The sequence below is a fragment of the Dyella psychrodurans genome (assembly GCF_003363265.1).
Lineage (GTDB): Bacteria > Pseudomonadota > Gammaproteobacteria > Xanthomonadales > Rhodanobacteraceae > Dyella_B > Dyella_B psychrodurans.
Genome location: NZ_QRBF01000007.1, coordinates 47792 through 66380 on the forward strand (window position 1 = coordinate 47792; position 18589 = coordinate 66380).

Annotated in this window: 24 protein-coding genes; 14 read left to right on the top strand and 10 right to left on the bottom strand. The window is 60.0% G+C overall.

Annotation, left to right across the window (positions count from 1 at the left end; genetic code table 11):
* The first annotated feature begins 105 nt into the window (after nt 1–105).
* The 5 genes from DWU99_RS16875 (at nt 106) to DWU99_RS21245 (ending at nt 3035) form a co-directional block, all read left to right on the top strand.
* Complete coding sequence (locus tag DWU99_RS16875; protein WP_199535839.1) at nt 106–555, top strand: winged helix-turn-helix transcriptional regulator; 450 nt, start codon at nt 106–108, stop codon at nt 553–555.
* A gap of 209 nt (nt 556–764) precedes the next feature.
* Entirely contained in the window at nt 765–1163 is a 399-nt protein-coding gene (locus DWU99_RS16880; protein ID WP_199535840.1) for an ArsR/SmtB family transcription factor, read from the top strand.
* Nucleotides 1164–1173: 10 nt separating this feature from the next.
* Nucleotides 1174–1641 carry an SRPBCC family protein gene (locus DWU99_RS16885; RefSeq protein ID WP_199535852.1) on the top strand — a complete coding sequence of 156 codons (468 nt, stop codon included), beginning with the start codon at nt 1174–1176 and terminating at the stop codon, nt 1639–1641.
* Nucleotides 1642–1699: 58 nt separating this feature from the next.
* Complete coding sequence (locus tag DWU99_RS16890) at nt 1700–2617, top strand: alpha/beta fold hydrolase (protein ID WP_233511196.1); 918 nt, start codon at nt 1700–1702, stop codon at nt 2615–2617.
* A gap of 154 nt (nt 2618–2771) precedes the next feature.
* A complete protein-coding gene (locus DWU99_RS21245; RefSeq protein ID WP_233511204.1) occupies nt 2772–3035 on the top strand; it encodes a LytTR family DNA-binding domain-containing protein in 264 nt (87 codons plus the stop codon).
* On the opposite strand, the gene DWU99_RS20855 is transcribed toward DWU99_RS21245, so the two are convergent.
* The 3 genes from DWU99_RS20855 to DWU99_RS16910 form a co-directional block, all read right to left on the bottom strand.
* Entirely contained in the window at nt 2965–3738 is a 774-nt protein-coding gene (locus DWU99_RS20855) for a hypothetical protein (RefSeq protein ID WP_147292957.1), read from the bottom strand. The two genes, DWU99_RS21245 and DWU99_RS20855, sit on opposite strands and share 71 nt — an antisense overlap.
* A 73-nt stretch (nt 3739–3811) precedes the next feature.
* Nucleotides 3812–4564, bottom strand: a complete 753-nt coding sequence (locus tag DWU99_RS16905) for a LytR/AlgR family response regulator transcription factor (protein WP_115479261.1) — start codon at nt 4562–4564, stop codon at nt 3812–3814.
* Nucleotides 4561–5760 carry a sensor histidine kinase gene (locus DWU99_RS16910; RefSeq protein ID WP_158543331.1) on the bottom strand — a complete coding sequence of 400 codons (1200 nt, stop codon included), beginning with the start codon at nt 5758–5760 and terminating at the stop codon, nt 4561–4563. Before DWU99_RS16910 ends, DWU99_RS16905 begins: the two co-directional genes overlap by 4 nt.
* A 153-nt stretch (nt 5761–5913) precedes the next feature.
* Here DWU99_RS16910 and DWU99_RS16915 point away from each other — a divergent pair, with 153 nt between their 5' ends.
* From DWU99_RS16915 to DWU99_RS16940, 6 genes are all read left to right on the top strand, one after another.
* Nucleotides 5914–6837 (top strand): sulfurtransferase, encoded by a 924-nt coding sequence (locus tag DWU99_RS16915; protein WP_115479262.1) that lies wholly within the window; start codon nt 5914–5916, stop codon nt 6835–6837.
* Between the two features lie 2 nt (nt 6838–6839).
* Nucleotides 6840–7349, top strand: coding sequence for a YeeE/YedE thiosulfate transporter family protein (locus DWU99_RS16920; protein WP_115479263.1), 510 nt, complete (start codon nt 6840–6842; stop codon nt 7347–7349).
* Nucleotides 7346–7885, top strand: coding sequence for a YeeE/YedE thiosulfate transporter family protein (locus DWU99_RS16925; RefSeq protein WP_115479264.1), 540 nt, complete (start codon nt 7346–7348; stop codon nt 7883–7885). The genes DWU99_RS16920 and DWU99_RS16925 overlap by 4 nt, the downstream gene beginning before the upstream one ends.
* Nucleotides 7882–8466, top strand: a complete 585-nt coding sequence (locus DWU99_RS16930) for a rhodanese-like domain-containing protein (RefSeq protein ID WP_158543333.1) — start codon at nt 7882–7884, stop codon at nt 8464–8466. Before DWU99_RS16925 ends, DWU99_RS16930 begins: the two co-directional genes overlap by 4 nt.
* Nucleotides 8460–9836 (top strand): aminotransferase class V-fold PLP-dependent enzyme, encoded by a 1377-nt coding sequence (locus DWU99_RS16935; protein ID WP_115479266.1) that lies wholly within the window; start codon nt 8460–8462, stop codon nt 9834–9836. Before DWU99_RS16930 ends, DWU99_RS16935 begins: the two co-directional genes overlap by 7 nt.
* A gap of 64 nt (nt 9837–9900) precedes the next feature.
* On the top strand, nt 9901–10089 hold the full coding sequence (locus DWU99_RS16940; protein ID WP_115479267.1) for a hypothetical protein: 189 nt from the start codon (nt 9901–9903) through the stop codon (nt 10087–10089).
* Between the two features lie 226 nt (nt 10090–10315).
* On the opposite strand, the gene DWU99_RS16945 is transcribed toward DWU99_RS16940, so the two are convergent.
* The 3 genes from DWU99_RS16945 to DWU99_RS16955 form a co-directional block, all read right to left on the bottom strand.
* Nucleotides 10316–11560 (bottom strand): hypothetical protein, encoded by a 1245-nt coding sequence (locus tag DWU99_RS16945; protein WP_115479268.1) that lies wholly within the window; start codon nt 11558–11560, stop codon nt 10316–10318.
* Nucleotides 11561–11766: 206 nt separating this feature from the next.
* Nucleotides 11767–12156 carry a DoxX family protein gene (locus DWU99_RS16950; protein ID WP_115479428.1) on the bottom strand — a complete coding sequence of 130 codons (390 nt, stop codon included), beginning with the start codon at nt 12154–12156 and terminating at the stop codon, nt 11767–11769.
* 89 nt (nt 12157–12245) lie between these two features.
* The gene (locus tag DWU99_RS16955; protein ID WP_115479269.1) at nt 12246–13118 is read right to left on the bottom strand and encodes an NmrA family NAD(P)-binding protein; all 873 of its coding nucleotides are present in this window, start codon (nt 13116–13118) and stop codon (nt 12246–12248) included.
* 87 nt (nt 13119–13205) lie between these two features.
* On the opposite strand from DWU99_RS16955, the gene DWU99_RS16960 reads away from it, so the two are divergent.
* Complete coding sequence (locus DWU99_RS16960; protein WP_199535841.1) at nt 13206–14159, top strand: LysR family transcriptional regulator; 954 nt, start codon at nt 13206–13208, stop codon at nt 14157–14159.
* Nucleotides 14160–14489: 330 nt separating this feature from the next.
* Here the strand turns inward: DWU99_RS16960 and DWU99_RS16965 are convergent, their stop codons facing one another.
* On the bottom strand, nt 14490–15077 hold the full coding sequence (locus DWU99_RS16965; protein WP_115479270.1) for a TetR/AcrR family transcriptional regulator: 588 nt from the start codon (nt 15075–15077) through the stop codon (nt 14490–14492).
* Between the two features lie 153 nt (nt 15078–15230).
* On the opposite strand from DWU99_RS16965, the gene DWU99_RS16970 reads away from it, so the two are divergent.
* Together DWU99_RS16970 and DWU99_RS16975 are read left to right on the top strand one after the other, a co-directional pair.
* Complete coding sequence (locus DWU99_RS16970) at nt 15231–15965, top strand: SDR family NAD(P)-dependent oxidoreductase (RefSeq protein ID WP_115479271.1); 735 nt, start codon at nt 15231–15233, stop codon at nt 15963–15965.
* 26 nt (nt 15966–15991) lie between these two features.
* Entirely contained in the window at nt 15992–16627 is a 636-nt protein-coding gene (locus tag DWU99_RS16975) for an NADPH-dependent F420 reductase (protein WP_267897544.1), read from the top strand.
* Between the two features lie 268 nt (nt 16628–16895).
* Here DWU99_RS16975 and DWU99_RS16980 read toward each other — a convergent pair whose 3' ends face one another.
* The 3 genes from DWU99_RS16980 to DWU99_RS16995 all read right to left on the bottom strand — a co-directional run bounded on the left by DWU99_RS16980 (nt 16896) and on the right by DWU99_RS16995 (nt 18432).
* Entirely contained in the window at nt 16896–17273 is a 378-nt protein-coding gene (locus tag DWU99_RS16980) for a hypothetical protein (protein ID WP_147292958.1), read from the bottom strand.
* A 391-nt stretch (nt 17274–17664) separates the two neighbouring features.
* Nucleotides 17665–18033 (bottom strand): VOC family protein, encoded by a 369-nt coding sequence (locus DWU99_RS16990; RefSeq protein WP_115479274.1) that lies wholly within the window; start codon nt 18031–18033, stop codon nt 17665–17667.
* Nucleotides 18034–18117: 84 nt separating this feature from the next.
* On the bottom strand, nt 18118–18432 hold the full coding sequence (locus DWU99_RS16995; RefSeq protein ID WP_115479275.1) for a hypothetical protein: 315 nt from the start codon (nt 18430–18432) through the stop codon (nt 18118–18120).
* Between the last annotated feature and the right edge of the window lie 157 nt (nt 18433–18589).

Here is an 18589-nt window from a genome sequence, read left to right on the forward strand (position 1 = left end):
TTACAGGCGAGCGCCAGCCGGACGGATCTCGCTCATAACAACCAGTACACTGATACAACTGGTTATATTATGCAACTGGTTTTAAAGTCGTAGAATGGGGCTGGAATGTCCATTCAAGTTGGAAGCAGCGTGCGCACGAGTCATAGATCCGAATGCGTCATCAACCAAACGGTCGAAGTGCTTGGCGATCAATGGACGTTGCTCGTCATCCGCGACATCGTTTTCGTTAACCGAAGGCATTTCCGCGAACTCCTGACCCAATCTTTGGAGGGAATCGCATCGAATATCCTTGCCGACCGACTTCGAAAGCTTGTCGAACAAGGGATCATTACCAAGTCCGATGACCCGACCCATAAACAGAAAGCGATTTACAGCCTTACGGAGAAAGGCATCGCGCTGGTTCCTCTTCTGTTGGAAATGGCTGCATGGGGAGACGAGTATTTGCCCACTTCCAAGTTGCAGGGTCTGGCTCGCACCTTGAAAGAAGGTGGGCCTGAACTGCGCGCAGAATTTATGGATGAACTTCGGAAAACACATCTTCCGGCATCAGCATGAGCTGCTGAGCTACTGCCGGCTTCACAGACACCGAGTTCAGGTGTGATGGTGAGCCGGAATGGGCCGCTCACGACCCTGAGGAGTCATCCGACGTCTTGACCTGGCCGCCATAAAGCCGCCGGTCGGAGCTTTACCCACGCTCGGCATGCGCAGTTTGGTTCGGAGCGGTAGAGGAGCTACGTGCGATTTGCGCGCGTGGAGTCATCCGCTTGCAAATCACCCTTGTGCGCCATACAGTGAACCATATGGTTCACTATCAAACCCGACTCGACACAACGTTCGCCGCGCTCTCCGATGTCACCCGACGCGGCGTGCTGGAGCAGCTCGGGGGGTCAGACGCCTCCATCACCGACCTTGCCCAAAGGTTTCACATGACCCTCACGGGCATGAAGAAGCACGTCAGCATCTTGGAGCAGGCGGGGCTCGTGATTACGGAGAAGGTCGGGCGCGTACGAACCTGCAAGCTCGGACGACGCCGGCTGGAAGAAGAGGCCGCCTGGATCGAGCAGCACCGCCAACTCTGGAGCGCGCGTTTCGACGCGCTGGACGAGATTGTCGAGGACTTGAACCGCAAGGAGAAGGCAAATGCCAGAAGCAAAAGAAAGTAGTTTCGCCGCCATGAACCGCACCGTTGTGCAGCGCAAGTCCGACCGCGAACTCGTCGTGACGCGAACGTTCAATGCCCCCGCGCGCATCGTCTTCGAAGCGTGGAGCAAACCTGAATTGTTCACGCGTTGGTGGGTTCCGAAGTCGGTGGGCATGTCGCTGCTCTCGTGCGATATGGATATTCGCACCGGGGGCACGTATCGCCTCGTGTTCAGCCATCCGGCCTTCGATCAACCGATCGCGTTCTTCGGCACGTACAGAGAAGTAACGCCGCACAAGCGTCTCGTATGGACGAACGAAGATAGCGATCAGGGCGCCGTGACCACGGTGACCTTCGAAGAAAATGCCGGCAAGACGCTGGTCACCTTTCACGAACTTTACCCCACAGAAGCAGCCCTCGAAGAAGCCCTCGCCGGTTCGGCGGAAGGCCTGCCCGAACAGTTCGCGCAACTGGATGAGTTGCTCGCAGGCAGATCGTGACCGCACCGCGTCGACCGGCGCATGGAAAGGATGGCGATGAAACACACGATCACTGGCCGTGCTGGCCCATTCGGCGCCGCGTGAGGACGATATGCTCAGACGCGATTTCCTGAAGACTGCCATGGCGACCGCAGTGCTGACTTCGGTCCTTCCCGTTCAAGCCAAGAAGACTCTCGCCATGTCGAACGAGCATTTTGCTGACGTCAATGGCCAGCATCTCTTTTACAGCGTGCATGGCGCCGGCAAGCCGCTCATTCTTCTCCACGGTGGCATCGACCCTGACAGCTTCGGGAGCAATCTGGCCGAACTGGCCAAGGGCCGGCAGGTGATCGCCGTCCATCTCCAGGCACATGGGCGCACGCCAGACACTGACAGGCCACTGCGCAGTGAAACGATGGGCGACGACATAGCCGCCCTGATCGGCCATCTGAACCTCGGCAAGGCCGACGTCATGGGCTACTCGCTGGGCTCCAGCGTCGCGCTGCAGACCGCTATCCGCCATCCGGACGTGGTCGACCGGCTCGTGCTCGTGTCCGCGGCAATGAGGCAGGACGGCTTTTATCCGGAGGTGGTAACGGCCTTCAAACAGTTGGAGGCCAACGCTGCCACGCTCGGCCCTGGCGTCAAGGCATCACCGTTAGGGCAGACCTATCCCAATGTCGATTGGACCAACCTCTTCAGGAAGGTCGGTGACCTGACCAAACGCCCCTTCGACTGGAGCGCCGACGTCGCCAAGCTTCAGGCACGCACACTGCTGGTCTTTGCCGACGCTGACGCTATTCGGCCCGAACACATGGTCGAGTTCTGGAAGGCGTTGGGAGGCGGCCAGCGCGATGCCGGAATCGATGGCTCCCTGCGGCCCGCAAACGAGCTCGCAATCTTTCCGAACACCACCCACTACACGCTCCCCGTCGAGCCGATGCTGCCGGAGCTCGTCGGACGCTTCCTCGGATCTGCATTGAAGGCAGTAGGTTAGCCTTGTCCCTTTGCACACACTATGGGGTTATACCGGGTCACTTATCCTGCCGGGCAGCGCTCCTTATGCGGCGCGCTTTGTCGTGCGTATCGGGCATCGCGTGGCCATCGTGCTAGCCGAGAAAGTGGACTGGATCGAGGCGACCGGTGACTATGTGAGCCTGCACGTGGGTGATCAAGAATACTTGATGAGAGAACCTCTGCATCGGCTCGTCACGCGACTGGACCCCTCCAAGTTCCTCCGCATCCACCGCTCGACAATCGTCTGCGTGGATCGGATCGTCGAAATGCGCGCGCTTCCTAACAAAGACTGCATGCTTCGCCTACGCGATGGCACACCTCTGCGCGTCAGTCGAACTTACGGAGGAGCATTGCGTCTTGCTCTCGACGGACGAAGCCCGGCGAAAAATCCAACCTAAATGGCACAGGCAACCGGATAACGGCTCGTCGCATCCATCTACCGGTTTGGCGCACGTCGCTGCCATACGATTTGAGGCCCTGCCTATAGTCGTGAGCAACGCCCTCCGAGGCGGAGCGATCACACTCAGGGGGCAAAAACGTATGGATCAGCGTCAAACAAAGTGGGTTCGTGCTCGCATCAGCGATATAGCGGATTTCCTGATTGTTGTTCTTGTTTATCTGCTTTTCGTAAACGGGAGTGAAGCTTTCTTGCACCTGGTCATAGGCCAGCACCACGGTTGCCAGACGCTGATCGCCGTCGACTGAGTGTTGACTGGCGACCTGCATGAGGAGAAGCGACCGGTCGGCACGCGGACGCACAATCCGGGCTTCGATCAAATAGCGCGGATCGGAATACGAGTCGTCTCCCGAAGCCAAGCGCAAGAGATGATCAAGACCGGGATAACACGATGCCCCACCATCGCGGGTGACGCAGAGCCGAATTTTTCCTGGCAAGGGTTCCATCATCACGGGATCGGTAGTATCGGGGCCTTGCAAAGCCATGAAACGCCAGCTTGATTTAGCACCTAGAGACTGCGACAAGTCGATCGACGAGATGAGCCTGTCCTGCGAAGGGAGCGGCTTCACGTCCTGCGCGTGTGTTCCGCAAACGCCAATCGTCAGCAAGAAAGCTAAAAGCAAAGGCTGCAAGGTCACTGTCATTGTGGATTTTCCAATCTCTTCGGCTCTTAAGCATTGAGTAACGTCCGCTTCGGGTCGAAAGCTGTACGCCACATCACATGGCGCGGAAACGATGGCGGTACGCATCGCTGACGCGAAGCGGCTCGGCAATGCCGTGAAGCCAGACCAGCAAGCGACCATCTCCATCCGGCTTGACCTGCCGGATCGCCGACACGCGAACGATGGCGTTGCGGTGAACCCTCCAGAAGACTTCCGGATCGAGCTTGAACATCAGATCCTTCAGCGACGTCCGGATGAATGCGGAATCGGTGGCGGTGGCTACGCGGGTGTACTTTTCCTCGGACTGGAAAAGAACGACATCTTCGATGGAGATCATCCGGACGGTATCGCCGATGCTGGCGGTTATCCAGGTGATCGTCTCCGTTCGCGTCAACCGATCGGCAAGGCTGTCGATCAACGCCGTCAGATCGACTTGCGTTGCGGGCTGGCGGCTGCGCAGACGTGCCACCGTTTCGGTGAGTCGATCGGTGCGGATCGGTTTCAGCAGGTAGTCGATGGCGCCTGCGTCGAAGGCCTTCACTGCGAATTCGTCATAAGCGGTGATGAAGACGACCTGGGCTGGACTTTCAGCCTGCCGCGCTACCTCGAGGCCACCAAGTCCTGGCATACGGATGTCAAGGAAGGCAACGTCCGGTTTCTTCGATGTCCACGCGTCGAGCGCGCTGATGCCATTCTCGCATTCCGCGACGACGATCAGTTCCGGCCACAAGGTTGCCAGCATGCTGCGCAGCTCCGTTCGCTGCGGTTCTTCGTCTTCGGCGATGAGGGCTGTGATGGGTGCGGTCATGGGAACGTGAGCGGAATATGGATGCGTGCGCTCACGCCGCCTCCGGCACGTGATGTGATGTCGAAGCGCGCGCCTGTTCCGAAACGATCGCGGAGCTGGGCGCGAACATTCGCGAGACCCAAACCAGGCGCGGTGCCGGGCTGCAATCCCAGGCCATCGTCCTCGACACTCACGCTCAGGAAATCATCGGCGGTGCCGGCGATGATCGCGATCATGCCGGGGCCGGGTTTCGGCTCGATGCCGTGGGTCATCGCGTTCTCCACCAGCGTCAGCAGGATCAATGGGGGGAACGGCAGAGCCCGGACCTCGTCACTCGCGTCGACGTGAACCTCGATGCGACCAGCCGTACGGACATTCATGATCTCGAGATAGCCCAGGCAGAGATCGATCTGGCGACCGAGCGTGGCTTCCTCGATGCCTGTTGTGCGGATGCGCGGCAACGCGATACGCAGATACGCCGCAAGCGCGTCGATGGTTCTCGCTGCGCGCTCGGGTTCGCTGGCGATCAGTGATCGCACCGACGCTAACGTATTGAAGAGGAAATGCGGTTCGACCTGTGCCTGCAGGATGGCCAGTCGCATGTCGGCTGCGTTTCGCTCCACGCGCAGGTTTTCGATCTGACGGCCGGCTGCGAACTGCGCGACGCGTCGCCGCTCGCCGAGATAGTAGATCGCTGCGAAGCCGCCACCTGCGAGTATCAGGACAAAGACGGATGCATCGATGGTGGTGGCGAGAAAATTTGAAACAGCCTGTCCGAACAGACTGGTTTGCATGGGACGCCCGGAATAGGCCTGCATGAGATGGGCGTGATAGGCGCTCGCCCAGTCCAGGGCGACGACCCCGATCCAGAGCCCGAGCAAGATCGCCAGGATCACCAGCACGCGCTCCACGGCGGACGGAAAACGCCGATGCCGAATCAACGTGGCGAGCAAGGGGCCGGCCGAGACCGCAATCAGCGATGCGATGCAAGCCCTGAGTGCCAATCCAGGCCAGTCCTCCCATGCACCCATGCCCGACGCATGCCAGGTGGCATAGGTGCAACCGGCAAGGACCGCCAGCGGCCACAACACGATTCCCCGGCGCAGCAACCAGGGCCACGTGAAGGTGCGGAAGTTCTGGTAGAGCGTCCAGCTGCCGAGGTCCGACAGCACGCCTCGCGGCAGTCGGGCATGCAAGTCGTCGTCGGGCAATTCCATGCGTGACACGTTAGCAAAGCACACGCAATCGCGCACACGAACCATCCGCGCCTGGACCGTTTCATCGCATCGCCGGCCGGTTCCGTCGCATGCCCATGCCGCTGCACTCCTGCATGCCCTATATCTGTCGCACACACGACATCGGGAGAGGTCATGCAGATCAAGATTCTGGCGAAGTCTGCCGTTACGTTTGCGATCCTCATCGGATTCGCGACCCTGCCGTACCGCGCGCATGCGCAAACCGCTGCGCAGGCCACAGCGCAAGCCGAGCCATGGGTATCCACAGCGTGGCTGGAAAGCCACCTGCACGACCCGAACCTCGTGCTGCTGCAGGTCGGCGAAGAGTCGGAGTACAAGTCCGCGCACATTCCCGGCGCGCGCTTCGTCCGTCTTGCCGACGTCGCCGCCACATCGGGCGAGCTTTCGCTGGAAATGCCGACGGCGCCGGAATTGCGCCAGCGACTGCAGAGCCTCGGCATCTCCGACGGCTCCCGCGTCGTGGTGTACTTCGGAAACGATCAGGTCTCCGAGTCGACGCGGATAGTGTTCACGCTGCAATCGGCCGGACTGGGAGCGCATGCCAGCCTGCTCGACGGCGGTATGCCGAAGTGGCGCCGCGAGGGCCGCACCCTGACCGACCGGGCCACCGCAGCTACGCAATCGGGAACGCTGGCGCCCTTCAACCTTCAGCCGACCATCGTCGATGCCGCGTTCGTGCGCGCGCACGTCCGGCAACCGGGTTACGTGCTCATCGATGCGCGTGCCACGATGTATTACGACGGACTCGAAGAAAGCGGCGCGGATGGCCACCTCCGACGCGGCCATATTCCCGGTGCGCACAGCCTGCCCTTCAGCAGCATCACCAATGACGATCTGACCCTGAAGAAGCCGGCCGAACTGCTGGCCTTGTTCCGCAACGCCGGCGTCAAGCCGGGCGATCGGGTGATCGCCTATTGCCACATCGGCCAGCAGGCGACGGCGGTGCTGTTCGCGGCGCGTGCCGTGGGGATCGATGCCGTGCTGTACGACGGTTCATTCGAAGACTGGACGATGCGCGATCTACCGGTCGAGCTCTGACGATGCGCGCCCTCCGTCCCTATGCCGAACCCCATGCGACCGGCGTGTGCCTGGGCCTGGTGCTGCTCGTTTGCTTCGCGTTGACCGGGCAGGGGCTGGGAGCGTCCGGCGCATTTGCGAGCGTGGCGAGTGGTGTCATCGCGGCAGTCTCGCCGGAAACTGCCGTGCACAGCGCCTACTTCCGGAGCTATCTCCAGGACGGTTCGCCATGGACCGCCTGGCTTGTCGTCGAAATCATGGGTGTGCTGGTCGGCGCCGCCGCATCGGCTGCTCTGGCAGGACGAACACGACTGACCTTCGTCCGCGCCGTTCGTCCGTCCGGCGGCAGGCTGCTCGCTGGCCTCGCAGGTGGCATGTTGATGGGCGTCGGAGCAGCACTGGCGCGCGGCTGCACCAGCGGCCTCGCATTGAGTGGCGGTGCGATGCTGAGTGTCGGCGCCTGGATCTTCATGGTGGCGCTGTTCCTCGCCGGCTTCCTTGCCGCACCGCTCGTGCGCAGGCTCTGGCCATGAACGATCTGCTGATCGCGGGAGGCATCGGCATGGCGTTCGGCTGCGCACTCGAGTGCGCCGGCTTGGGCGATCCACCGAAGCTTGCCGGCCAGTTCTACCTGCGGGATTTCACCGTCCTCAAGGTGATGCTGAGCGCGATGCTGACCGCGATGCTCGGTGTCTTCTGGGGCGGGCGACTGGGCATGCTTGATCCCAGTACGTTCTACGTGCCCGAAACGTATCTGCTACCGCAACTCGTCGGCGGTCTGGTGTTCGGACTCGGCTTCGTGCTGAGCGGCTTGTGCCCGGGCACGTCCTGCGTGGCGCTGGCCAGCGGCCGCATCGAAGGTGCGGCGACGATGCTCGGGCTGTTCGCTGGCGTGCTGCTCGTCGGCTTGGCCTTCCCCGCGATCGAATCTTTCTACCGCTCGACGCCACACGGCCCGCTGACACTCCAACACCTCACCGGCCTACCTTACGGGGTCGTAGTCGCACTGGTCACGGTGGTCGCCGTTTCGATGTTGGCATGGATCGCGAAGCGGGAGGCTGCACGATGAGACTTATGCGGCGGTTGGGCTTCGGTGCGCTCGCATTGGGCCTGGCGGCACCTTTCGTAGGTGGCCCCTCTCGCACGCAGCAACGAGGGCTTGATCTGGATTCGATCGCCCGTGCGATCGACGAGGGCTCCGACCATGTCAGTGCGCGCCAGCTTGCGGAGTGGATACGCGATCGCCGGCCGGGACTTCGCGTCATCGACGTGCGATCGCCGGCCGAGTTTCACGACGACGCCATCCCGACGGCGGAGAACTTGCCGATCGACCAGTTAGCGAGGTCGCGCTTCGCCCCCGACCAGACCATCGTCCTTTACTCGCAGGAAGGGGCGCATGCCGGCCAGGCCTGGGTCATGCTGCGCGCGCTCGGCGTGACCCATGCGGTGTTCGTGCCGGGTGGCCTTGCCGACTGGCGCGAGGAGGTCATGAGTCCGCTGCTGCCGGCGAATGGCTCGCCTGCGGAACGTGCACAGATTGCGGAATTGAGCCACTACTTCGGCGGCTCTCCCCGGATCGGAGGAGAGCAGGAAGGCGAGGTTGCGGGTGCGGCGCAGACCGCGCGCGGCTTGCGGAGGCGCGGATGCTAACGCGCGCCATGGAACCCACCGATGCGGCCGATGCATTCGACTTCGCCGCCCTTCGCGCCAGCGAATTCGCGCGCCTCGATACCGCCGGCATTGCCTATCTCGATTACGCGGCGAGCGCGCTCTACGGGGCGTCGCAGGCACGAGCGCATGGTGAACGATTGGTGCACGGGATTTTCGGCAATCCCCATTCGGAGCATCTGGCGTCACGCAATAGCGTTGCCGCGCGCACGGCCGCCTGTGCTGCGACGCTCGACTTCTTCGATGCCGATCCGGACATCTACGATGTCTGCTTCACCGCCAACGCGACGGCAGCCATCAAGCTCGTCGCCGAGAGCTACCGATTTTCGTCGCGCCGCGGACTCATTCTCTCCGCCGACAACCACAATTCTGTCAACGGCATTCGGGAGTTTGCCAGGCGCGCACAGGCGCCCATCAGCGTGCTGCCGCTGGATACGGAACTCCGGCTCGATCGCGGATCTGCAAGCCTGCGGGCGAGCGTCGAGCGACAGGGCGGGGGCTTGTTCGCATTTCCGCAGCAATCCAACTTTTCCGGAGTGCGCCACGACCTGTCACTCATCGAGGAGGCCAGGGCGCTCGGATGCGATGTCCTGGTCGATGCGGCAGCAGCCGGCCCATGCGGCGCACTCAGCCTGAGGGAGCATTCCGCAGAGTTCGTCGTGTGTTCGTTCTACAAGCTATTCGGTTTGCCGACCGGTGTCGGCGCATTGATAGCGAAAAAGTCGGCCTTGGCCTGCCTTCGGAGGCCGTGGTTTTCAGGCGGAACTGTGGAGTTCGTGTCCGTCGCGCATGGGCGGCACGCCCTCAGCACGGGCCACGAGGGATTCGAGGACGGAACATCCAACTTTCTCGACCTCGCCGCAATCGAATCCGGATTCGCCTTTCTCGCCCGCATGCCGCGCCCGAGCCTGCGTGCCCATATCCAGTCCCATACGCAGCATTTCCTGGCGCTAGCAGCGACGCTGCGACACCGTAATGGAGCGCCGCTGGCGCGTCTGTATGGCCCTCAGGATATGGAGCAGCGGGGCGGTGTCGTCGCCTTCAACGTACTGCAGAATGACGGTTGCGTCTTGCCCTACGAGCGTGTCGAGTGGCTGGCGCGCGAGCATGGCGTTGCCATTCGGGGTGGTTGCTTCTGCAATCCCGGAGCGGCCGAAAAGGCATTCGGATTCGATGCCATAGGCGTGGAGCGCTGCTTCGACAAACTCGAAAGCAATTTCAGCATCGAGTCGTTCCGGAGCTGCGTGGGGCATGCCGCTACCGTGGGTGCGCTGCGTTTGTCTGTCGGCGCGCCCACGACGCAGAACGACATCGAGCGTGCCGTGGCATTGATCGCTGCCTGCGGCGAATAGATTCAGCGCGACGGCGGATTGTGTCGCGGATCAAACCTCAACCATTCGCAGGCCTGCCAAAGAGATGTCGCTGTTGGTGATCGACGCTTTGAACGTTGATGATCCAAGGCTGATCGGCTTCACTAATTCGCTTGCCATGGGCAGCGAGCCCATCGTGAACCTCACCTGCATCCGCGCGGTGATCATTCCATGGAATAACGGAGCTGCACGCGATGCCGGCCGATTCAAATCGGCCGAAGTTGCGAAGCCTTGAATTCCGTTCGCTCACGACGATCCAGGCCGGAATTCATTGATCGGCGCAACTCTGCTCGCATGGAGCTTCCCTCTCTTGAAGACGCACGACTCGTCGGAATAGCTCGCGAACACCTAAAATCATTTCTAAGTTTGCGCACGCCAAGCGACACGTAATTATCGTGGGCGCCATCCACTTGCATGGATCAATCGCACAGACATCGTGAAAACGTTCGCTCCTTATGCTTTCAAAGTGCACTTGGAGCGCTTGCTTTCGCGACGGCACCGCCAATCTGGCGAATGCCATGGGTATCTGCCAACCGCATCTCCACACCCCATCCCCAATGCTGCAGGCCGCCGCCGAAGTTATCGTCGATGGCCACGACAACTTGATTTGCGCCCTTTTGCAGCGCCAAGTCGAACGATCCATTGGTAAGGGACAGTCGCCCGCCCGGCTCTTTGCTCGCACCCTTGATGCCATAGAGATTCTTGCTTTGGAATGCCAGCTTCCCGTTCACGAAGACCCAGACTTCTCGGGTCCACCCAATGTCTACGTGCTTTATCTGGTCGTGGTCAGCGGTGATCGTGGTCTTCAACCAAATGCCGGTGATGGCCTGCCCGGTCTGCGCATCGCCGTACCATCGCGTTAAATTGACCAGGCCACCCTGGTCGAGCGCGATGGGCTTCCACGACGCCGTCTGTTTTGGCAGAGACGAATAAACGGGATCGATGCCCGTATTTTCCTGAAGCGTGGCGTCCATGCGGCTGGGCATGACGTACGGCTTCGAAGCAAGCCAATCGCGCACGTATCGGAGATCATCCTTCGCTGGGTCGTTGGACGCCACCGCAGGCAAGCCATCAACGACATTGGGAGCGATGCTCAGGTGTGCGTAGGATGCTGGTCCGTGCAATCTGATCGAGCCGTCGGGGAAGCCGCCGACCAATGTTCCGACGGCCAGCGTTGGCGCGTGCGCACCGTTGATGAAAACATTCATGCGTGCTCCGGAGAGAACGAGCTTTATGTGGTTCCAACCTTCGAGGTTAATGGGTGCATGCGTTTGATACTGCCCATACAAGTCCCATTCGAACACATGATGCGCCGTAGGCATGTACTGGATGCATTCCTCCGAGACAGCACAGTCCGCGCTTGGTCGAAAATACAATGCATCTGCTGCGTCATCGTGTTGACGAAAGGTGATGCCGGTAATTCGTTCTCCCACGAATTTTGTGTCGAATTCAATCGTGCCATTGCTGAAGTCAGTGTTCTTCAGCTCTGCATAACCTTTGTTGACGACGAGGATATCCCGCTTGGCTTGATCATGTTGAAACGACACATCTCCCTTCGCTTGCCATTTTGCCGGCGTCATGGGGATGTCGGTTTGTTCAAATGCAAGGATGGGCTGTGAGAGTCCGACGATGGATGCAAAAAATAGCGAGTTTCGTGGCCAATAGAACGCCTTTGCCCAGCTTGCGTACTTGGATAATGTAGACATGTGCTCTTCCTTTCGCCTGGCGCGGCATTAGGGAACACCGTATTCGCCATGCCTCGTTCGCTCTACTGAAATGATCCGAAGTGGATCAACGATGTTCCAAAGCGGCGCCCCATGAGGCCGAACGCCGCATTGAGCGGCCGCCGGCCCGATAAGCTTTGGATGGAAGGTGCGACGTCTCGGGCAAATCGGTTGAAGACCACCATGATCTATATGCCAGCGTGCCGCTTGTACTGATCAATGGCTGGTGACGCCAGCCTCTTGCGCCAACTCGTCCAGCCGACCACGAGTGACAATGTCGCCACGACGAGTGGCGGCACGGCGTGCCCGTATTCGCCGTGGATGATGACGGTCGCGAGAGCGGCAAACATGACAGCGCAGCCGAGCGCCGAACCTAACAGGCGATTCGGCGTCCGAAAAAGCAGGATGGCAGCGGTGAGTTCCAGCGATCCGGTTACGAAATGGAACCAGCGCGGGTACCCCCATTTCAGGTATTCCTCGTAGATAGATCCCGGGGCGAAGATGTTGCTGAGTGAACCCACGACGAAGAAAGCGGCAAGAGCGAAGGGTAATACTTGGCGCCAGGAGATTTTGGACATTTGTCTAACCATGGATGATGAGTTTGCTGCCGGTGGAATGCGAATTTCAGGGTAGATCTGAAATTCGCATCGATGGCGGATCCGCGGACCTACGCCGCAGTGGCCTTCTGGGCCGCCGCAAAAACATCGCGAGCGGACGTCGCGCCGGGGAGGTGCTCTGTACCCTCGATCCCGAGGTCCATCCCTCCTGCGTTGACGGCGTCATACATGGCTTCGGCCGGGCCAGATCCGCCCTTCGGAATGCCGAACTGCTCAAATGCGCCCGGCCATCCCGCCCGCGGGACGGCAACGGCTTTAACGTCGAGCTTCATCACTTCGCCTAATTGCGCCGCGACTTCATCTGCGCTCACCATTGAACCGAGTTCGATGATGCGATGCCCCGACCAAGCCGGTCCGCTCAGAAGCGTTGCGATCTCGGAGCCGATGTCGTTGGTCGCGACCATGGTCGATTTCCGATTTGTCGGGTTGTAGAAGACGGGCAGCGTGCCGCCCTGGGCGGTGTGCAAGCCGTAAAGGAAGTTTTCGAAAAACCCGCCGGCGCGCGCATATGCGATCGGCAATTTCAGGTCGCGAAAACCGTGTTCCAGAAGCGAGAGAGCCGTGATCAGTCCCATCCCGCTGGCTCTGTTCGCGCCCATCGACGAAAGCGCGACGACCCGCGGCACCGGCGCCTTGGTGAGCGCCTCGACATAGTTCGCGATGACGCCCTTGGCTTCCCTGAAATCCGGCGAGGGGGCCCAGATGGGAGGCAGCATGACAAACGCGCCATCGACGTCCTTGAGCGCCCGCTCGATGGAGGCCGCATCGTTCCAGTCGCCTTCAACCAGCTCGACGCCTTGGTCAGTCCAGCTTGCCGCCTTCGCGCGGTCGCGAACCAGCGCGCGTACCTTCTTGCCTTGCGTCAGCAAATGAGTTGCCGTTGCGCCGCCGACTTTTCCCGTAACGCCCATAACTAAAAACACGTGCGTTCTCCTTCATTAGTTCGATGGCCTACGGTACCCCCAGCGTTATTATTCGAATACGAGGCATATTCGGAACGGGCTGTGTAGATGAACTTAACAATCACGCGGACACATCTGGATGGGCTTGTCATATTTTTGACCGTGGCGGAATGCCGAGGCTTCCGTGCTGCGGCCCGGCACCTCGGAATCACACCGTCCGCGGTCAGCCAGGCGATACGCAGTCTGGAAGAACGGGTTGGCGCGCCCCTCTTCTCGCGTACGACACGAAGCGTCAGGCTGACCGAAGCGGGCGAACGCCTGCTTGCCCACGCGCGCCCGGCAGTCGACATGCTCACGGCAGGGTTGGACGCCGCGAGTGGTCTGGGTGGCGAGATTACCGGCCGACTGCGCATCAATGTGCCCAGGCCAACTTTGCCGCTGCTCGTGAATCGCCTGCTGCCCGACTTTCTCGACACTCACCCAAACGTTGAACTCGAACTGGTGGGCGAGGATCGTCCGATCGACATCGTCGAAGAAGGTTTCGACGCGGGGATACGTCTTGGAAATTTCGTCCAGATCGACATGGTCGCGGTGTGGCTGACGCCACCCGAGCGCTTCGTCGTCGTTGGCTCGCCGGCGTTGTTTCGGAAGCATGGACGGCCGGCGTCTCCGCATGATCTGCAGAATTTCCGTTGCATCCTGCTACGTCAGTCCGTGCGAGCCCTCGATCATTGGCAATTTGTCGTCGATGGTGAACGCATCATGGTGGGGGTCGACGGGCCTCTCGTGATCAACGACGTCGAGGCGTGCATTCGCTCAGCACTGAGAGGTGTTGGGCTCTTCCAATTGCCGCATTCGCTCGTGATGTCGCATCTTGAAAGTGGAGATCTGCAGACCGTGCTCGAACCTTATTGTGAAGAGGTTCCCGGTCTTTCCCTTTACTATCCAAGCCGAAGCCAGTCGCTGCCAAAACTTCGTGCCTTTGTCGATTTCGCCACCCAGCGAATGCGAAGGGAGTTCAAGCCGGGCGATTACCTGCCGAACCCCGTGTCCCACCCATAACCAAGGATTCCGACAGAGCTGGATGACCGCACAAACCATGCCGCTCAGTCGCACAATATTCGCGACCTCATCCGATAGGTAGCTTGTTGATCCGAAGGAATATGCACAGACTTTGGGTCTCAATTGCACGCAAAGTCTGTGTCGCGGGGTCGTCAAAGACACTGACTATGGAGTTCTGTCCATCGGCGACGCCTGACCTTGTCGCAGTTGTACTTAACCCTGTCGCAGCAACTTAACCCTGTCGTGACACGAACTTCTTACACCCTCTGACAAAAAGGCTTGCCGAGACCCACAACAGCCGAGCCCTGAGCTTTCCTCTTCGCGGCATACCTAATCGGGGTGTGACAGATTGTTCCTGTCATCGTTGCTCGACGGGTTTGTCAGGATGGCGCTCGCGATGACGTGAAAGAGATGATCGGCCCGTGGCGCGAATGCGGGTTGGCCGGCGAGCCAGCCGAGCGCCGACATCAGGGCGAACAGGTCGTCCCCATTCATATCGGCGCGTGCCGTTCCCTCGGCTTGAGCGCGGAGCAGTAGTCGCGCGCCCACTGCGTGCACCGCCGCGCATGAAACGTAAAGCGCGGAATCCGGGTCCGCGTGGGCGCTCGCCATCAAGTCGACAACGCCGCGATAGCTTTGGACGAACGCCACCCCTTCGCGAAACCAGGACACGAGTGCTTCGTCAGGTGGACTCGACGTTTCGAGTTCGCCTGCCATGTGCGTCAGTGCGTCCAGATTTCTGCACATCAACGCTTCGAACAAAGCTTCTCGCGTCGGGAAATGACGAAGCAGTGTGGCCAGCCCGACGTCGGCCCGGCGGGCGATATCTCGCATGGACGCATCGACACCATCCTCCGCGACGACGTCGCGCGCGACTGCAAGTAGGTGGCTGTAATTTTTTCTGGCGTCGGCTCGCATGGGTTGCCTTGACAAACGGATCACTGATCCATATATTCGGATCAGTGATCCGGATGTCCTGAATTGGGATCTGGATCGGTGATCCACAAGATACAGCGCCCTTGTCCCCATGGGAACAGAGCCGCTGTCCGACGCGACGAAAGGTGAAAAGTCATGGGAAAGCTTGAAGGTAAGGTTGCGGTCATCACGGGCGGATCCAGCGGCATGGCGCTGGCGAGCGCCAAGCGGTTCGTCGAAGAAGGTGCCTACGTTTTCATCACGGGCCGGAGGCAGGAGGCACTCGATGAGGCCGTCAAGCTGATCGGTCGGAACGTGACTGGCGTGCGCGGCGACGCGGCCAATCTCGACGACCTCGACCGTCTGTTCGATACGGTCAAGCGGGAAAAGGGCAGGATCGACGTTCTGTACGCGAGCGCCGGCATAGGCGAAGCCGTCCCACTCGGCGAGATTACCGAGCAGCATTTCGATGCGGCCTTCGGCCTGAATACGCGCGGCACGCTGTTTACGGTTCAGAAGGCGCTGCCGCTGTTCAACGATGGCGGATCGATCTTCATGACCGGGTCTGTTGCTTCGGTGAAAGGTTTTCCCGGTTACGGCGTGTATGCGGCGAGCAAGGCGGCGTTGCGCTCATTCGCACGCACGTGGCTCAACGAACTGAAGGGCAGGAATATCCGGGTGAACGTGCTGAGCCCGGGACCGATCGCCACACCGATGCAGGACCAGGTTCTCACCGAGGAGGCAAAGCAGATGTTCGAATCCCTGATCCCGCGGGGAAAGATGGGGCGTCCTGAGGAAATCGCGGCGGCCGCGGTGTTTCTCGCTTCAGACGATTCGAGCTTCGTAAATGGCGTGGACTTGTCTGTCGACGGCGGCTTCTCGGCCATCTGACATCGCGCCGAAAAACGTGTGAGTGCCTGGTACTCCGGGCAACCCACTTCAACACCGATCGGAACGACAACATGAGCTACGCAATTGTAGGTTTCGGCGCGGTCGGCCAGGCGCTGGCCCGCATGTTCGCCCGCAAGGGCATCGACGTGGCTGTAGCAAGCAGGCGTCCGCCTAAAGCGCTCGCGCCGCAGGCAAACGCGATCGGCCCGGCGGTCGTTCCCAAGACCTTGAAGGATGCGCTCGAAGCCGACATCTTGATGCTGGCTGTCCCGTACGAGCAGCACCAAGAGGTCGCGAAGGCACGGGCAAGCTGGAAGGGCAAGATCGTGATCGACGTGACGAACAGTCTCGACGATTTGGGCGGCATTCCCTCTTCTTCGGTCATAGCCCGAGCCCTGCCCGGCGCGCCATTGGTCAAAGCGTTTAACCATCTGCCTGCCCGCGTTCTCGCGGAAGACCCGGCCATCAACGGCGGACGACGGGTTGTATTCCTGTCGAGCGACGATGAAAGCGCGACCGCAACGGTTGCCGCCCTGGTCGAGCGGCTCGGCTATGCGCCGGTCAGTCTCGGCAAGATCGCGGAAGGCGGTCTGCTCGTGCAGGCGCGGGACGGGATCTGGGGCCCCCTGATCTTCCAGGACCTGTTCAAGAAAGGGCGATGATCGGTGTACAACCATGCGTTGGACGGAACTCATAGCTTGTGCATGTTGCACAAACTTTGGTATCCGCCCGCCTGCACGAACTTCGATACTCACCAAATCCCGCGAAGCTCCATGAGGAATTACTAAATCAATAGCTTAGGAATTTGCGCCGCATCAGAACCACTTGTCGCCCAATACAACGGTGGTTGGGCCGGCAACTCGGGATGCTTGGGACAATCGAGTTATCGACGGATAGGTGACGACGAAGCCGTCTGCTTTGAACAAGTAGTTAGGAGCCCAACGCCGAACGTTTGCGGCGCAGAGCCAGCCCAACACGCGCGAGTACCGTTATACCGAACACGATAGCAGCCGCTTGGACAAGCGCCGGATGATTGATCGGCAGGCTAGGTTGGAACGCAAGCCATAGCATGCCGAACGCAAGGGCGAACATGGCAAGAACAAGTAATGACTTGGCGATGCGGGCGGAAAAGGGAAATGCCAGAAGTGGCGCTGCGACCAACAGGAACCCAGCACCAGCAGCATAACCAGAAACAGGGCCCGCTTTGACTGCGCCCGAAACTGCTATGAAGACCCAGATCACTCCTAGCAGGGCGATGCACGCGCCTAATAGGGAGCTGAAAATCTTTGTCAAAGTGTGGACTTTCACTTTGGGCACCGAACGCCTGAGTTAAGTGGCGCGCGGATAGCCCGCCCGCCTGAATGATTCGTTAGGGCTGCGTCTGCACGGCAATGACCGTACATTCACTACCGCCAACCTCTATGGACTTGCGCCAAACATGCTTGATATTTGGAACCGGCAAGAACTCACCGCTGTACGCTTTGCCAATGAGCTCACGATGAAGCGATGGTGTTAGTGCGGGGAGCGCATGGGCTGGAATATCGGAGCACCAAGTAGAAATGAAGCCTTTGAAATTGCTATGACTCCCTTGTGCCACGTGACTGGATCCCTTGTAGGAAACGACATACGTGTAAATTGGCATGTGCACCCTGACGCCTGAATTTGGCGGTGCGCGCAGCGCCTCCGCTGGAATGTGTTGTTAGACCTCGGGTTCGTGGCAAACCACTTCGATGTTGTGCCCGTCGGGACCAATGACGAAAGCCGCATAGTATTTCCCGCTGTAGTTCGGGCGCAGACCAGGCGCACCGTTGTCTTTGGCACCCGCTTCCAGGGCCGCGCGATAGAAAGCTTCCACTTGCTGGCGATTCTCGGCCGTGAACGCCAGGTGCAGATGCGCAGGCTTCTCCTCGGTTTGGCAGATGCACAATGAAGACTTGCCGTCTGCACTAAGCTCGATGCCAAGCGGGCCCTCCGAGACTACGGCTATGCCGATCGGTTCGAGTGCCTTGAGGAAGAACGCCTTGCTCGCTGCGTAGTCGCTGACTCCGAATAGGACGTGGTCAAACATGAGTGCTCCTGAAGCGTGCGGCCTGCGCGAGATCTAACGCCTGAATTTAGCTGCGCGCGGTTAGGCGTCCGCTTGAATGAATTGTTAGGCTGAAGCCCCGGCACCTGCAATATAGAGCGCAAGAGCAACAGTCATAGGCCCATTGATCTCCGGGTCTGTGCAAAGCGCAAGGTCGCTAACGATATCTTCGCTTGCGCACTCAGCTCGTTCGGACAACTGGATGAAGTCAGCGATATAAGCCAACTCACTTGTAGTTAGCTTCCCTGAAGCAAAAGCCAGACATAGAACTCGCAAGCCGGCTCTATTGAGCACTATGTCGACATCCTCATCGACCTGGACGGGAGCTGTTCCACCAAGCTTGCGGAGGCCGAGAATATGCTCTTCCAACTCACTGGACATTTGGGCGGAGCATTCTGCTGGAGAGAGTTCTCCGGAAAGTAGCTTCGCGATCGTGCTAAGTCTCATGAGGCCTAACGCCCAAGTTAAGCGGCACCGGAGGCATTCGCCGTGAACGATTTGTTGGAGGGCAGCTTGCGAATCACAAAGTAAGAAATCA